Below are 15,436 nucleotides of genomic sequence, written 5' to 3'. Positions count from 1 at the left end.
AGACTTTTGCCAACCTTCGCCAGTCACGCGCTTTTTGGGGAGTGCTGCTGCGCCGGGGCAATTCGTCGGGGTTTGCACATGTTGAACGAGTTTCGAATCGGGACACTTCTCGGTGTGGCGGCGACGCTGGTTTTGGCCTCGTCGGTGTCGGCTGATCGCGTGAAATTGAAGGACGGCCGAGTCATTGAGGGGACGGTCATTCCCCAGGGCAGTGGCTACTGGGTTCGCAGTAGTGACGGACAGACCTACAAACTGACCAAGGAAGAAGTGGTCTCGATCGACAAGGGGGCCGCTGCGCCGGCGGCGGGAACGCCTGCCGCCGGAACGACGCCGGCTTCCCCAGGCGCGGCTCCGAAGATCGCCGTCAACTTCAACGTGACCAAGTCCCGGTGCACGGTCGTCGACAGCGCGCTGGCTGCCGTCACGCTGTGGCAACAATTCCTGGACAACGCCCCCGAGAACAGCCCCGACTTGCCCGCCGCGCGGGAAGAGCATGCCAAGTGGAAGGCGCTTGCCGACAGCAGCGCCGAAAAGATCAAGGGCAAGTGGATCGGCGGCGACGAGCGCAAGGCGATCCTCGCCAAGGCGACGGCGTTGCAGAAGGAAGCCGACGAACTCATCGAACAGCAGCAGACCCTCCAGGCGGTCAAGAAGCTGGAGGAAGCGGCGGCGGTCTATCCCAACAGCTTCGAGTCGAACTTTCAGCTCGCCTACATCTACATGATCCAACATGACGAGAAGAAGGCAGCGGAGTGGTTCGCAAAAGCCTCGGCGATCCGCCCCGATGCGCCCGAAGTGCTCGCCAACCAGGGGCTGTTGCACTGCGTCAAACGCCGATACGACGTCGGCATCCCGCTGATGACCAAGGCCCTCCAGAAGGGGGACCGCAGGGAGATCGTTCACAACCTGATTACCGCCATCTCGAGTGCGCCCGAGGTGCTGCGCCGTCGCGCGGATATCAAGGAGGCCGAAGGCGCCGCTCGATTGCTCGCCGGCAAGTACAACCTGTCCGGCCCCGGCGACTCGTACCTGATCGTCCCGCTGATGAAGGAGAACCGCGGCGGTCGCGGCGGCGCCGAGCACGAAGCGATGTGGAGCGGTACGGGCTTCATCGTGGCTGCCGACGGGCTGATCCTGACCAACCGTCACGTGGTCGAAGGCGCCAAGACGCTGATGGTCATCCTGAAAGGCGCAGGGCCCGGCGGATCAGACCTGCAGCGGTCGGGCGAGGTCGTGGTGATCGACGACCAGCAGGATCTGGCCCTGGTCCGCATCAAGGTAGACGCCAAACAAACGCTCACGGTCATGCAACTGGCCCCCACCGATGCGCCCGGCGATGGCGCCGAATGCACGGTGATCGGCTTCCCTATGATCGACCGCCTCGGGGCCGCCGTGAAGATCACCCGCGGCATCGTCAGTTCCGCGGCCAAGCAGGCCAACGGCCCTGACATCATGGTCGATGCCAAGGTGAACCCCGGTAATTCCGGCGGGCCCATCCTGGATCGTTACGGCAATGTCATGGCGATCGTCAGCATGAAAACGGTGGCATCGCGGCTGGAAGACAGCTACGGACTGGGCATCAGCGCCGGCATGGTTCGGCGGTTCCTCGCGAAGAACAGCGTGACGCTGAAACCGGGAACCACCGACGGCAAAACGCTAAGCGCCGAAGAAATCGCCGCAAAAGCAAAGCCGAGCACCGTCTGCATCCTGGGAACCAAGTAGCAAACGCAACGGTTTGCCCTCGCGCCGGCGGCTTATTACAGTCGCCGCCGGTGCGAGGGCACTGCATGGATCAGCAGCCGGGTAAACTTGTAAAACCACGTTCGCGCCTCAGGCGATTGATGGACCGCGTTCCCTCGCGTCGGGAATGCCTGGAAGCGGGTGCCCTCGCTGCCATGGCGGGGTTCGTTACAAGCCTCAGCCCGCAAACTCATCCGCAGGCTGACGCGGCCGACCTGGCTCCTTACGTACCGCGCCTGAATGACCTGCGCGATCGACTGCACGACAAGGCCCGCGTCTGGGCGATGGGCGGCGCCGAAACGGTGGCCCGTCCGGGAAAGTCGCCGAGCGATACGTTCGTCTACACCGTCGAACTCGCCCAGCTCATGGAGCACTTCGCCCGCGCCGGCGACCTCGAACCCTACCTGAAGCTCCGCCAGTTCGCCGTCGAACATGTGATCATCGACAAGGCGGACGACCCATTCACTACGGGATTTGTGCTCTGGCGGCGGGCGATCAAGGTGCAGCCCGATGCGTCAGGCACCACCGAGGGCCTGCGCATGGCCCGTGCGCTCTGGGCCAGTGGCAAGGTGTTGAATCGGCCGCAGGACAAGTCGCTCGCGCTGACGATCCTCGACGGCTACGGCAGGCACTACACGATCGACCAGGACATCTGGCTGATCCGTAATTACTTCAGCTTCGGCAGTCGATCCTTTGCCAACAACACCTACGTCATCGATTACGACGCCGACTTTCTGCATGCGGTTGCCGACGACATTCGCGAATCTGATCCGGCGGCACACAAGCCGATCGCCGACCTGGCCGCCAGGAGCTACGAGCTGATGCGCCGTACACCGACGCCGTGCGGGCTGCTGTACGACCTGGTGCAGCCGGAACTCAAGACGATGTACTGGGGGATCGATGTGTCGGTGTTTTCCCCGAACGACATCGTGCAGACGAACAACGCCTGCACCACCGCCGCCACGATCGCAAAGGGAGAATCAGGGATCGCCCGGAAGGTCTTGGCTTTCGTGAAGAACAAGCTCGCCAGCGACGGCAAAGTTTATTCGCACTACTACGGGCGAACCGGCGAGCGCGTGTCGCGTCGGGGGATTCGGGCGTCAGAGACCATGGCGATCGCCAAGCTCGGGGCGCTGCTCGACGACAAGGCGGCGGTTGCCCAGTTCATCCAGATCGGTCTGCCGCACTGGGAGCAATTCGTCAGCTCCGCCGGCCCCGAGGAGGCCTGGGCGGCGAGCGAGATTCTCCTGGGGTTGCGCGAAGTGCTTGCCGTCTGCTGACAATCCCTCGAGTGCGGCGAGCCGCCGCGATCAGCCCCCGCTGCTGCGCAGGAAGAACTCCATCAGCTCGTGCCCCTTGTCGAGCTTCAGCCCGCTCGCGTCGGCGATCGGCTCGCTGTACGCCTTGGCGCCGGCGGCTTTCACGCCGGTCCCGGCGATTGCGAAGAGCGTGGGGGCGTAGCCGTGCTTTCGGGTGCTGATGTTGGTCGGGTGGTCCGGCAGAACCATGATCCGCCAGTCGGGGTAGGACTGCATCTTGGCCAGCACCGGGCCGACGACGTGATTGTCGATCGCCTCGATCGCTTCGATTTTCGTCTTCCAGTCGGCCTGGTGGCTCGCCTCGTCCGGCGATTCGACGTGGCTGAGAACCAGGTCGTACTTGTCGAGCATCTTCGCCGTGTCGATGCCCTGGCCGATGTAGTTGGTGTCGTGGAAGCTGGTCATGCCGTCCACTTCGTGGCAGTCCCAGCCCAACAGTGACGCCAAGCCGCGGAGCAGATCGACGCCGGTGATCATGCACCCCTTGGCGACGCCGAACCGCTCGGCGAACTTCGGCATCGCCGGGGCGTGGCCCTGGCCCCAGAGCCAGATCTGCGTCGCTTCATTGATGCCGGCCTGACGCCTGGCGACGTTGATCGGGTGATTCGCGAACAGCTTCGCCGAGGTCTCCGTCATTCGCCGAAGGATGTCGGAACCGGTCCCGGTCGGCAGCCATTTCTCGGCCGGCTCCTCGGGGATTTCGTGTGGCGGCTTGGTCTTCAGTTCGAAATCCTGAGACCCGCGGTAGACCATCAGGTTGCGGTAGCTGACGCCGTGGTAGATCTCGAAGCCCGGTTCTTTGAGCACCTCGGCCAGATCCACCAGCAGCTGCCGCGCATCGACATTGCTGATGCCGCCGGCCGAGTGGTCCTTCATCAAGCCGCCACGCGTGGTGACGAGATTGCAGCGGAAAACCCAGTCGGTCGGATCAAGCGGAATGCTCTGAGCCGCGGCTTCCAGCGGTGCCCGGCCGGTGTGGTAGACGGCCGGGTCGTAGCCCAGCAGCGACATGGTGGCGACATCGGACCCGCTCTCGAACCCGTCGGGCACGGTGCGCACTAAACCGATCCGGCCCATCTGCGCGATGCGGTCCATGTTCGGCGTGGCGGCGGCTTCCAGCGGCGTCTTCCCGCCCAGTTCGGCCAGCGGCTCGTCGGCCGCGCCGTCGGGGATGATGATGGCGTATTTCATGGCAATAGGCGTCTCTCTCACGAATCCAACGTTGCGGGGCTAGACTACGAGTACGACGAGTTCAAGACAACGGTTAACGGGTATCGATATGCGGCGAGACGACATCATTGGCGCTAGAGTCATCCGAGTGCTGGAGATGCCGATGGTGTGCCACTCTGACTATTCCATCGGAACCGTCGACTGCCTCGTCTTATTGGCGGACGGTCGTACACTCCATCTCCCGAGTTTCCAATTCGTGCAGTTTGACACGGGCATTCGGTACAAGACCGTCTATAGGGCCGAGCAATGCTGTGGCGAGACGGTTGTCGACGTTGTAGTGTCGGATCACTGGCCGGGTTGGGGGCTCGCCCTCACGAATGACAAAGTCATCTACATCGATGTCGCCGGGGATACCTTGATTCCGTTTGTGAGCGATTGGCGAGAAGAACGCGATCTATGCAGGCCTGTGAGCGACGACGCACTGTCGTCCTCCTGATGTCGCGCAGATCGTTGACCTGCGGCTAGCGCCCTACGCGAACTCCTTCGGCTGATCGATGATCCGCAGGCACACGCTCGGCGCGCGCACCGTCGATAGCGCGTCGATCTGCTTGAGGCTCGCCCGTACCGCGCCTTCCTGAGCCCGGTGCGTTGTGATAACGATCGGCACGATCGGCACGCCGTCGGCGTCTTCGGCGACTTCGTGCTGTAGGATCGCACTGATGCTGATGCCGTGTTGGCCGAGCACCTGGCTCACTGCGCCCATTACGCCGGGCTGGTCTTTCACGCTCAGCCGCAGGTAGTATCGGCTGGTGATCTCGTTGGCGGGGAGGATCTGTGCCGGTTCGGCGGCGTCGGGGAAGATGTTGAGCTTCTTGAACGCCAGCGGCACCACGCCGATTGCCGTCTGCACCAGGTCGGCAACGACCGCGCTCGCCGTCGGCATCTGGCCGGCACCGCGGCCGTAGAACAGAGCGTGGCCCAGCGCGTGGCCGTAGACACTGATTGCGTTGAATGGCCCGCTCACTTCGGCCAGGACGTCTGATTTGCTTACGAGTGTGGGATGGACGCGTAATGCCAGTCGCCCGTCCGGCTGCCGCTCGGCGATCGCCAGCAGCTTGATGACGTAACCCAGATCGCCGGCAAACTTGATGTCGGCTGATTGCAGGTCGGCGACGCCTTCGATCTGGATGTCCTTCTCGGCGACGCGGGCGTTGAACGCCAGGCCCGACAGCAGCGCGAGCTTCTGTGCCGCGTCGCGGCCGGAAACGTCGAGCGTGGGGTCGGCCTCGGCAAAGCCCAGCTTCTGGGCTTCGGTCAGCGCTTGGTGGTAACTCCAGCCGTTGCGGGTCATCCGGGTGAGGATGACGTTGCATGTGCCGTTGACGATGCCGACAAGCGCGTCAATGCGGTTGGCGACCAGGCCCCGGGAGATGGCGTCGATGATCGGAATGCCGCCGCCGGTGCTGGCTTCGAACGCAATGCACGAGCCGTGCTTGCGGGCGAGGGAAAACAGTTCCGGTCCGCGCTCGGCGAGCAGGCTTTTGTTGGCGGTGACGACCGGCTTGCCGAGCTTTAGGGCCCGTTCGATATGGGCCAGCGCCGGGTCGCGCCCTCCCATGACTTCAATGACGATCTGAACAGCAGGGTCGTCGATCGCAGCGGCGGCGTTCGACGTGTAGGGGAGGTTGCCCTCGCCGGCCGCATGTTTGGCCACGTCCCTGACGACGACATGGCGGATATCAAACGCCAGATTCGTTCGACGGGCCAGAAGCTCGCGCTGTTCGCGCAGCAACTTGACGACGCCGCTGCCGACAACGCCACAGCCAAGAAGACAGATCCCGATCGACGTTTGGGTCATGAGTAAATCCGAAGCACGGCACGAAAGCGGAACGAATCGAACGCGGAAATGTAAGGACGGGGCGCAGGGGAAGCAAGGTTGAGCGTGGATTGTCGAAAGTTGAGTGTCGCTCGTCGATGGTGGGGTGTGGATTGTCGAAGTCGGGCCTTCCCGACGATCAACTGTCGACCGCCGACAATCAACCGTCGAATCACATTGCCAGAACCTGCCCCGGCGTTTACCTTTCCGTTCCCAATTGTTCTCTCAATGACCGGTCGGAGGAAAGTGACTATGAGCATCAAAATCGGCGTTAACGCGTGGATCTGGACCTCTCCTTTCACCACCAGCGATCCGGAGTCGCTCGCGTTGCTCGACAAGGCCAAGAAGATGGGCTTCGACAGCTTCGAGTTCGGCCTCGAAGACCCCTCGCACGTCGACCCGGCCAAGCTGAAGGAACGTGCCCAGGCGACCGGTCTGCGGCTGGTCATCTGCGGCGCGTTCGGCCCCGACCGTGACCTGACCCACGAAGACGCCAGCATCCGCGAAAACTCGCTCAACTACATCACCAAGGCGTTGGAGATCTGCGCCAAGAGCGGCTGCCCCACGCTGGCGGGCCCCAGCTACTCGGCCGTCGGCAAGCGTCGGCATGTGACGCCGGAACAGAAGAAGGTCGAATGGGACCTGGCCGTCAAAGGCCTGAAGGAAGCCGCCAAGCGCGCTGCGAACCTGGGTGTGCGGATCGCCGTCGAGCCGCTGAACCGTTTCGAGACCGACCTGGTGAACACGTCAGAGCAGTGCGAGAAACTGCTCAACGACATCGGCGAGAAGAACGTCGGCTTCCACCTCGATACGTTCCACATGAACATCGAGGAAAAGGACACCTACGAGGCCATCAAGCGGGCCAAGGGCCGGCTGTTCCACTTCCACACCTGCGAGAACGACCGCGGCGCGCCCGGCAGCGGCAAGAACATCGACTGGGAAGGCACCGCCAAGGCGCTGAAGGAAATCGGCTACGACAGCGACGCGGTGATCGAGAGCTTTACCCCCAAGACCAAGAGCATCGCCGCCGCCGCCGCCATCTGGCGGGTGCTTGCTCCCACGCAGGATTCGCTGGCGAGCGACGGGCTGGCGTTCCTGAAGAAGATCCTGGGCTGAGCACACTGGGTTTGAGCACACTGGGCTGACTTCAACGATTAGCGGTCGCACCGTAGGTGCACTCTTCCGGGACTAAGACCTAGGAGTGCACCTACGGTGCGACCGCTAATCATTTCCAGGTTACGTCTGCCGATCACCGCGACATGACCGGCCGACTCGCGGCGACTTCGGACAACGCGTCGGTCGCGAACTTCACATCCTGCTTGCTCAAAAACGGCCCGAAGCTCAGCCGCGTCGCACCGCCGGTTGCGGCGGTGCCGATCGCCTGGTGGGCGAGCGGGGCACAATGGATGCCGGATCGGCTGAGAATGCCGTAGCTGGTTTCAAGAATCGCCGACAGCTCCTGGGGGTCATACCCGTCGATGCGGATGGCGAATACGCCGATGCGGTTTCGTACGCCCTGGGGGCCGAAGTAGGTGAGGCCGTCGATGTCTGAGACGCCTTCGAGGAAGGTGCACCAGGTCCATCTCGTGAGCGTGCAGGGTCTCGATGCCCTGCTCCAGCACCCATTTCACGCCTTCGCTCAGCCCGATGATACCGATCGCGTTATGACTGCCGGGCTCGTACTTGTCGGGCATGAAGTCCGGCTGCGTCGCCAGTTCGGACACCGAGCCGGTGCCGCCTTCGCGCAGGGTGCGCAGTGACTTTTCCAGCCCCGGGCGGATGTACAGGAACCCTGTGCCCAGTGGCCCCAGCAGCGCCTTGTGGCCGGGGGCGGCTAGCAGATCGATGCAATCGGCCCGCACGTCAATGGGCAGATGTCCGACGGATTGTGCCGCGTCCACAATGAACGGCACCGCCCGCTCCCGGCAGATGCGCCCGATCTCCCGGATCGGTTGAACGGTGCCCGTCACATTGCTGGCGTGCGTGATCGCGACGAGTTTCGTTTCCGGCCGAATGGCCCGGCGGATGTCGTCAGGGTCGACCAGGCCTGTCGCCGAATCGACCGGCACCTGCGTCTGTGAAATCCAGCCGCGGGACTCGAGCTCGTTCAGCGGCCGCAGGATCGAGTTGTGGTCGATGTGCGTGCAAATCGCATGGGCAGGCTGGCGGGCAGGGTCGATCAGGCCTTTGATCGCGAGGTTCAGAGCGTCGGAGCAATTCAGCGTGAAGACGAAATGCTCGGCCTTTTCGCCGTTCAAGAGCCGATTGAGCCGTCGGCGGCATTCGTGAATCAGCGCGCCGGTCTCGATCGCCTCCTGGTACGCACCCCGGCCGGCGGAGGCGCCCAGTTGAGTGGCGTAGCGGACCATCGCATCGGTGACGGTCCGCGGCTTGGGGAAACTCGTCGCGGCGTTGTCGAGGTACAGCCGACGGGGGGAAAACGTGGGATTGTCCGGATTCGGGTGCGTCATCGGGTCAGGGGTTGCAAATGGACGCCAGATGATAGGGGAGGAGGGGTCGAACGTGTAGCGTGTAGAAATTTAGGAGCCGCGCACGAAGTGTACTCACGGAGTAAGCGGGAACCGCAACGCTTCGGGGTCCATTTCCGCTTACTCGCGTGAACACACTTCGTGCGCGGCTCCTGGGACTGGAGCGACGTGAGTAGTCCTACCAGAACGCCCAGTCCTGGTAGTACAGCACGTACGCCGCCAGAAGGGCATTGGTCGTCGCGTGCATGACGATGCACGCCCCCAGGCTGCGCGTATAGAGCAGCAGTCCGCCGACCATAAAGCCCCAGACAATGGAAGTCAGCCACCAGTTGCCATGCACGACGGCAAACGCCAGTGAGACACCGACGTACGCCCGCCAATCCCATTCGCCGACGGTAGCGAGTTTGAAATCATTGGGGGCAATGATCCGCCGCCAGAGGTAGTCGCGCCAGAAGAGCTCTTCCATCAGTGGAACGACCAGCGAAGCGCTGAGTATGCGGACGGCAATCCAGGCCCAGCAGAGCCAGTCGGGTTGGATTTTCTGATACGGGTTGAAGACGGTGTCGGGCGGCGGCGGCCTGAAGAACGCGAAGTTTGCCTGCAGCCAAAGCTGCATCGGCACCCATTGAAAGATGCCGATCACGCCGGCGATGACGCCAAGCCACCAGTAGTCCCACTTGATCTTCGTGAAAAGCGGCCAGAGCCAGACGAGCAATCCTGCGGCGACGACGGCCTTGATCGCATAAAAGACAGGGTATGCGTCGGGGAATTGCCCCGCGAGAGACGTCAGCAGGATGAACGCGAAGAACGGAAGGATGTACGCCAGATCGTCTGAAACGCGCGACCGAAGCGAAACACGGCGGTCGGCCTGGGGTGGCGAAGGTTCGGATGGCGCGGTCATGGGTGGCCGGCGTTGTACGCCGAATTCCCCCGGCTGTCATCGCGCTCATGCCAGATGCACGATTCCCCGGCTGATCGCGGCGGTGATCGCTTCCATCCGATCGGCGACGTTTAGTTTTTCGAACACGCGCGTCGTGTGAACTTTCACCGTGTTTTCGCTGATCCCCAGCGCGATCGCGATCTCCTTGTTGCTTCGGCCGCGGACGATCGCCTCCAGCACCTGCATTTCGCGATCCGACAGTTGCCCGCGGCCAGCCCGGGTCTCGAGCGCGGCATTGATCGCCGGCGGGAAATAGGTTCCACCGGCATGGATGGCACGAATCGCGTCCATCAGTTCGCCGGGCTCGCTCGCCTTGGGCAGATAACCCGAGGCCCCGGCCTGCACGGCGCGGTGAACATCTTCCTCTCCCTTGAAGACAGACAGCACGATCACCCGGGCCGATCGATCAATCGCGCGAATGGCCGCCGTCGCTTCTGCGCCGTTCAGTTCCGGCAATTGGTAGTCAATCACGACGACGTCTGGCCGCAGCGATTGAAACAGGCTGACCGCCTCGGCACCGGTGCGGCCTTCGGCGATGACCTCCATGTCCTCTTCCAGATTCAGCGCACTGGCAAGCCCGAGACGCACCATGAAATGGTCGTCTACGATCAGCAGGCGGATTTTCGATGGAGCAGCGGGGGAAGACATTGGCACCCCTGACTACCGCCGCAGGAAACAAACGTGAACGGATTTAAAGAAACCGGGCGTCACCGCGCCGGTTCTGTGAAATGTTTGCGGTAATTTCTGATCGTTGTCACATCGCCGCGATTGCGGCATCGAACGGTGAAACACCCCACATCGGGGACACGAAAGGACCCATCATGTCGAAGAAACTCGCAGGTAAAGTTGCTGTCGTTACAGGAGCCTCGAAGGGAATCGGCGCGTCGATCGCGAGTCATCTCGCGGCCGAGGGCGCATCGGTCGTCGTCAACTACGCCAGCAGCAAAGGCGGGGCCGACAAGGTCGTCCAAGAGATCGTCGCCGCCGGCGGCAAGGCCGTTGCGATCCAGGCGGACGTATCCAAGGAAACCGATGTAGTTCGGCTTTTCGGGGAGACCGGCAAGGCCTTCGGTCGGTTGGATGTTCTCGTTAACAATGCCGGCATCTACGAGTTCGCCTCGCTTGACCAGATCACCGCCGAGCACTTCCATAAGACCACCGACCTGAACGTGCTGGGCCTGCTGCTTGCGTCTCGTGAGGCAGTCAAGTTGTTTGGCGACGCGGGCGGGAGCATCGTCAATGTCAGCTCAGTGGTATCGACCAACACCCCGGCCGGCACTGCGGTCTATTCCGCGTCCAAGGCGTCGGTGGACGCCATCACCCGTACGCTCGCCAAGGAGCTCGGGCCCAAGAAGGTGCGTGTGAACTCCGTGAACCCCGGCATGGTGGAAACCGAGGGCACGGCGACGGCAGGCATCACCGCGGACGAGAGCGGCTTCCGCAAGATGATCGAAGCCCAGACCCCGCTGGGTCGTATCGGCCAACCCGGGGATATCGCCCCGGCCGTGGTGTTCCTGTCGTCTCCCGAATCGGCATGGATTACCGGCGAGACCCTCGTGATTGCCGGTGGGTTCAGGTGATCGATTAGGGATGCGCTGACGCGACGAAGCAAACGCAATGAGAACGCCCACGGACAGCAGTCCGTGGGCGTTTCCATTTGGCTCAGGTAGAGGTTCCGGCGATTACACCTTGTTCTTCAACCGCAGCTTGTTCTCGACCGGCGGGCGGCCCATCGGGAAGTACTGGAAACCGTTCTCCCGCATGACGTCGCGGTGCAGGCAGTTGCGGCCGTCGAAGATCATCGGCTGGTTCATGGTCGCCGCGATCTTGCGGAACGGAAGGGTGGTGTACTGCGGCCAATCGGTCGTCAGCGCGACGGCGTCGGCACCGGCGGCGGCGGTGACCGGATCGGTGCACCACTCGACCTGGTCCTTGAACACCTGCTTCATGTGCTCCATGCCCTTGTAGTCGTGGGCGCGGACCGTGGCGCCCTTGTCGAGCAGGTACTGGATGACGTCCAGCGCGGCGGACTCGCGGATGTCGTCGGTGTCGGCCTTAAACGCCAGGCCCCAGACAGCGATCGTCGCGCCGGCGATCGGGCGGCCGAGTTTGGCCTCGATCTTGTCGACGAACCGCTTCTTCTGATTCTTGTTGACGGTCTGGATCGCGTTGGTGAACAAGTTTTCGTAGCCGGCGGCCTTGGAGATGTGCTCCATCGCGGCAACGTCTTTCGGGAAGCAGGACCCGCCGTAGCCGCAGCCGGCGCGAAGGAACGCCGGTCCGATGCGGTTATCGCTGCCGATACCCTTGCGGATGTCTTCGACGTCGGCGCCGTAGAACTCGCAGAGGATGGTCATCTCATTCATGAACGAGATTCGGGCGGCGAGCATGCTGTTGGCGGCGTACTTGGTCAGCTCGGCCGACTCCCAGTTCATCGTCATGAAGTTGTCTTCGCGCTTGATGAGCGGGTCGTAGAGCCGGCGCATCATGCGGAAGGCTTCGGGGCTTTCGCCGCCGATGACGATGCGGTCGGGGTTCATGCAGTCCTGAACCGCGGTGCCTTCCTTGAGGAACTCGGGGTTGGAAACGACCTGCACGTGAGCCTTGGTCTGCTCGCGGAGGAAGTTGTAAAGCTTGCGGTTGGTGCCGGCGGGGACCGTGGACTTGACCACGATCGTCACCAGGTACTCGCTGTTCATCTCGGCCAGCGCGTCGCAAACTTCCTTGCCAGCGCCTTCGAGGAAGCTCATGTCGACGGTGCCGTCGGGCTTGGGCGGCGTGCCGACGCAGAGGAAGACGACCTCGGCGTCGCGGACGGCGTCCTTGACGTTGCCCGTGAACTGGATCTGCCCGGAGGCATAGTTCTCGTTCAGCAGTTCCTGCAGACCGGGTTCAAAGATCGGGCAGTGCCCGTCCTGCAACGTCTTGAGCTTTCTCGGATCCTTCTCGACACCCTTCACGGTGTGACCGATCGCGGCGAGACAGGTACCGGTGACGAGGCCTACGTAACCACAGCCAATGATTGCAACGTCCATGAGAAACCTTCCTGATGACTTCGATCGAGTGCGGCCGGAGGCGATGCCTCCCTGCTCAGGCGACCATGAGGACGCCAGCCTTGGTGAGAATCGGCAAAAACGCCGTCCGACTTATCTTTGCTTCTGACACGCGATTCAAGCAACGGTAGGTCCGGCAAATATGACCCAAATTATCAACTTGGCAACATAGTGCGGGAATCAGAGCGGCAGCATCGTGGACGTGTGGTTTGCATTACGCAGCAGGAGGAATGCTCGCCTGCCGATGCACGGCCGGGTCGGCTGTATCACGGCTCGCAGACCCCGCTTCGGAACCGCCACTGCCGATACCACCGGTATCGGCGGTGACGGCAGTCTTACCCTGAACCTCGAACGCTTCACCCGAATTGACGACTTCGGTGTTCCGATTCGTCGTGGCATCTTCGAGCGTGCTGGGTCTTCCGCCGCGGGGGCGTTCGTGAACCATGCCGATCTTGTAGGCAGCAACGACGATCGAACCGAACGTCACGAGATAGATCGCGACGGAGTAACGCGTTCGGATGAAAACGATCGTCGCGCCCAGCAGAGCAAAGAAGACCGCCAACCCGTAACTGATCAGGACGGTTTGCTTGACCGTGAATCCACGCTGAACGAGCTGGTGGTGGAAGTGCTGGGCATCGGCGGAGAACAAGGGTCGGCCGGCGATCCAGCGTCGGGCGAAAGCAAGGGTTGTGTCGAGCACAGGAAGCGCGAACATCACCATCGCCGCCAGAAACCACTTGGGGCGTTCCTGTGCCATCAGGATGATCATGACGGCACAGACGAAGCCGAGGAGCATGCTGCCGGCGTCGCCCATGAAGATAGACGCCGGGTTGAAGTTGTAGGGCACAAAGCCGAGCACCGCGCCGAGAATCGCCAGCCCCAGGATCACGCGAAGCGCATCCCAGTTGGTGTTCAGTCCGCCGCCATACATCGCGAGGTGAACGGCGATGAAAACGAATCCGAAAGCGATGATCGCGGTGACCCCGCCGCACAAACCGTCCAGGCCGTCCATCAGATTGGTTGCATTGCAGCACCCAACCACGACCACGACCACCAGCAGGCTACTGGTGACATAAACCAGCGGCTGAAACCAGGTGGAGTTCACCAGATCCGGCCCGATCGCCGCGCCCGATGAATCCACCGGTCCGATCAGCTGGAAGATCTTCATCAACAGGTTTTCGAGCAGGCTTCGGGTGCATTGCGAGCCGACGTCGTCCAGAAGGAGCAGGATTGCGACCGCCACCTGGCCGATGATCTTCCCCGTCGGGCGGACCCCCAGCAGATCGTCCCAAAGCCCGAGTAGCACAATGATCAAGGCACCGAGCACGATACTGAACTTGATGCCCGGATGCGGACTCGGCCAGCCGGGCTCGGATCGATGCAGGCTCAGGTATTGGCTGATCGCCAGTCCGGCCAGCAACCCCAGGAAAATGGCGATCCCGCCGAGGTACGCGACCGGGGACTGGTGCATCTTTCGCAGGCGATCCGGATTGTCGACGATGTTGTAGTGGATCGCGACCATCCGCATGATCGGCGTAAAGACGAAGGCCACGATGAACGAGGCGTAAAAGACGTAGACGTAGGGCGACAGCACCTGATCGATGCCGTAAACCCGGGGTGACAATTGGGCGAGCGTGCAGAACATAGATGGATCAAACGGTCGGCAACCCACCCCCGACTAATGGCCCGACATCCGGACGGTCCATCATAAGCCCTGTTCGATTCGCAACCAACTCGCGTGCTGTTAAGACTTCATCGGCCAAGGCAGTCCTAAGTGCCGCGGACGTCACAAAGATGACCAACTGCTATACCGCCGTCTGATAACCGAGGTTCGGCTCGGCCTGGAAAGCCTTCTAAGCAGGCGAAGCAACGACCGCCGCGATGATCTGCGCCAACGAATGTCGGGGCGCGAAGCCGATCGCCTCACGGATGCGACGAAGATCGGGTGCCCGGCGGGGCATGTCATCAAACTGCTGCCCGTACGCCTCTCGAATGGTCAGATGCTCGATCCGGCTGGACGACCCTGTCGCCGCGATGACGCGGCTTGCCAGTTCCTTGATCGATATCTCTTCTTCGCCGCCGAGATTGAAGACTCTCCCCTGCGCCGCCGGCGTCGCCACCAGCCGCACGATCGCATCGACCACATCGCCGACATGGCAGAAACAGCGCGTTTGCGTGCCGTCGCCATGAACTTTCAGCGGTTCATTCGCCTTGGCGGCTGCCACGAAGCGTGGTAGCACCATGCCATAGCGACCCACCTGCCGCGGCCCGACGGTGTTGAACAGCCGGACGATCGTCACCGGCAGGCCGTACTGCTTGTGGTAGGCGAGGCCGAGGAACTCGTCGATTCCTTTGCAGTACGCATAGCAGTAGCGCGCGGTCACGGTCGGCCCCATGACCACATCGTCGTCCTCACTGAAGGGCACTTTCGCGCCTTTGCCATAGACCTCGGAAGAGCTGGTGATCAGCACCGGCCGACGAAACCGGTTGGCGGCTTCCAGGACGACTTCGGTGCCGTGAATCGTCGTGCGGATCGTCCGCACTGGCTCGTCGAGCACCAGTTGCACGCCGACCGCTGACGCCAGGTGATACACCTCATCGCAGGCCGCCATCAGGGTGTTGACGGTATGACTGTTCTCCACCGAGTCGCGAACGATCTGGAAGCCCGGCTTACCAACGAGTGCGCCCAGGTTCTCCATCCGGCCGGTGCTGAAATCATCGAGAACGGTCACCTCCCGCCCGTCACGGATGAGCCGTTCGGCGAGGTGCGAGCCGATGAATCCTGCCCCACCGGTGATCAAAGCGCGTGTCATGAGGGCAATCTAAGGGGTAATAAAGCAAGAGCAACA

11 protein-coding genes and 1 pseudogene are annotated in these 15,436 nt (G+C 62.4%); 4 read left to right on the top strand and 8 right to left on the bottom strand.

Annotated features, from left to right (window positions below):
- Positions 1 to 78 precede the first annotated feature (78 nt).
- Together IPV69_RS12695 and IPV69_RS12690 are read left to right on the top strand one after the other, a co-directional pair.
- On the top strand, positions 79 to 1,722 hold the full coding sequence (locus IPV69_RS12695) for a trypsin-like peptidase domain-containing protein (RefSeq protein ID WP_206295484.1): 1,644 nt from the start codon (positions 79 to 81) through the stop codon (positions 1,720 to 1,722).
- 119 nt (positions 1,723 to 1,841) lie between these two features.
- Positions 1,842 to 3,020, top strand: a complete 1,179-nt coding sequence (locus IPV69_RS12690; protein WP_206295483.1) for a hypothetical protein — start codon at positions 1,842 to 1,844, stop codon at positions 3,018 to 3,020.
- A gap of 30 nt (positions 3,021 to 3,050) precedes the next feature.
- Here IPV69_RS12690 and IPV69_RS12685 read toward each other — a convergent pair whose 3' ends face one another.
- Complete coding sequence (locus IPV69_RS12685) at positions 3,051 to 4,250, bottom strand: cofactor-independent phosphoglycerate mutase (RefSeq protein ID WP_206295482.1); 1,200 nt, start codon at positions 4,248 to 4,250, stop codon at positions 3,051 to 3,053.
- A gap of 508 nt (positions 4,251 to 4,758) precedes the next feature.
- Positions 4,759 to 6,087 carry a homoserine dehydrogenase gene (locus IPV69_RS12680; protein ID WP_206295481.1) on the bottom strand — a complete coding sequence of 443 codons (1,329 nt, stop codon included), beginning with the start codon at positions 6,085 to 6,087 and terminating at the stop codon, positions 4,759 to 4,761.
- Between the two features lie 270 nt (positions 6,088 to 6,357).
- Between IPV69_RS12680 and IPV69_RS12675 the strand changes: the two genes are divergently transcribed.
- On the top strand, positions 6,358 to 7,221 hold the full coding sequence (locus tag IPV69_RS12675; protein ID WP_206295480.1) for a sugar phosphate isomerase/epimerase family protein: 864 nt from the start codon (positions 6,358 to 6,360) through the stop codon (positions 7,219 to 7,221).
- Between the two features lie 133 nt (positions 7,222 to 7,354).
- On the opposite strand, the pseudogene IPV69_RS12665 reads toward IPV69_RS12675, so the two are convergent.
- The 3 genes and pseudogenes from IPV69_RS12665 to IPV69_RS12655 all read right to left on the bottom strand — a co-directional run bounded on the left by IPV69_RS12665 (position 7,355) and on the right by IPV69_RS12655 (position 10,182).
- Positions 7,355 to 8,474 (bottom strand): annotated as a pseudogene (locus IPV69_RS12665) (aminotransferase class V-fold PLP-dependent enzyme).
- Between the two features lie 298 nt (positions 8,475 to 8,772).
- Entirely contained in the window at positions 8,773 to 9,495 is a 723-nt protein-coding gene (locus IPV69_RS12660) for a CAAX prenyl protease-related protein (protein ID WP_206295478.1), read from the bottom strand.
- Positions 9,496 to 9,540: 45 nt separating this feature from the next.
- Positions 9,541 to 10,182, bottom strand: coding sequence for a response regulator (locus IPV69_RS12655; RefSeq protein WP_206295477.1), 642 nt, complete (start codon positions 10,180 to 10,182; stop codon positions 9,541 to 9,543).
- A 173-nt stretch (positions 10,183 to 10,355) separates the two neighbouring features.
- Here IPV69_RS12655 and IPV69_RS12650 point away from each other — a divergent pair, with 173 nt between their 5' ends.
- Positions 10,356 to 11,114 carry an SDR family NAD(P)-dependent oxidoreductase gene (locus tag IPV69_RS12650; RefSeq protein WP_206295476.1) on the top strand — a complete coding sequence of 253 codons (759 nt, stop codon included), beginning with the start codon at positions 10,356 to 10,358 and terminating at the stop codon, positions 11,112 to 11,114.
- A gap of 102 nt (positions 11,115 to 11,216) precedes the next feature.
- Here IPV69_RS12650 and IPV69_RS12645 read toward each other — a convergent pair whose 3' ends face one another.
- The 3 genes from IPV69_RS12645 to IPV69_RS12635 all read right to left on the bottom strand — a co-directional run bounded on the left by IPV69_RS12645 (position 11,217) and on the right by IPV69_RS12635 (position 15,400).
- Entirely contained in the window at positions 11,217 to 12,569 is a 1,353-nt protein-coding gene (locus tag IPV69_RS12645) for a UDP-glucose dehydrogenase family protein (RefSeq protein ID WP_206295475.1), read from the bottom strand.
- Positions 12,570 to 12,801: 232 nt separating this feature from the next.
- Positions 12,802 to 14,232, bottom strand: coding sequence for a glycosyltransferase family 4 protein (locus IPV69_RS12640; RefSeq protein ID WP_206295474.1), 1,431 nt, complete (start codon positions 14,230 to 14,232; stop codon positions 12,802 to 12,804).
- A 208-nt stretch (positions 14,233 to 14,440) separates the two neighbouring features.
- The gene (locus tag IPV69_RS12635; protein WP_206295473.1) at positions 14,441 to 15,400 is read right to left on the bottom strand and encodes a GDP-mannose 4,6-dehydratase; all 960 of its coding nucleotides are present in this window, start codon (positions 15,398 to 15,400) and stop codon (positions 14,441 to 14,443) included.
- Between the last annotated feature and the right edge of the window lie 36 nt (positions 15,401 to 15,436).

Source organism: Humisphaera borealis, from assembly GCF_015169395.1.
GTDB lineage: Bacteria > Planctomycetota > Phycisphaerae > Tepidisphaerales > Tepidisphaeraceae > Humisphaera > Humisphaera borealis.
This window is presented reverse-complemented; position numbering and strand designations above follow the sequence as displayed.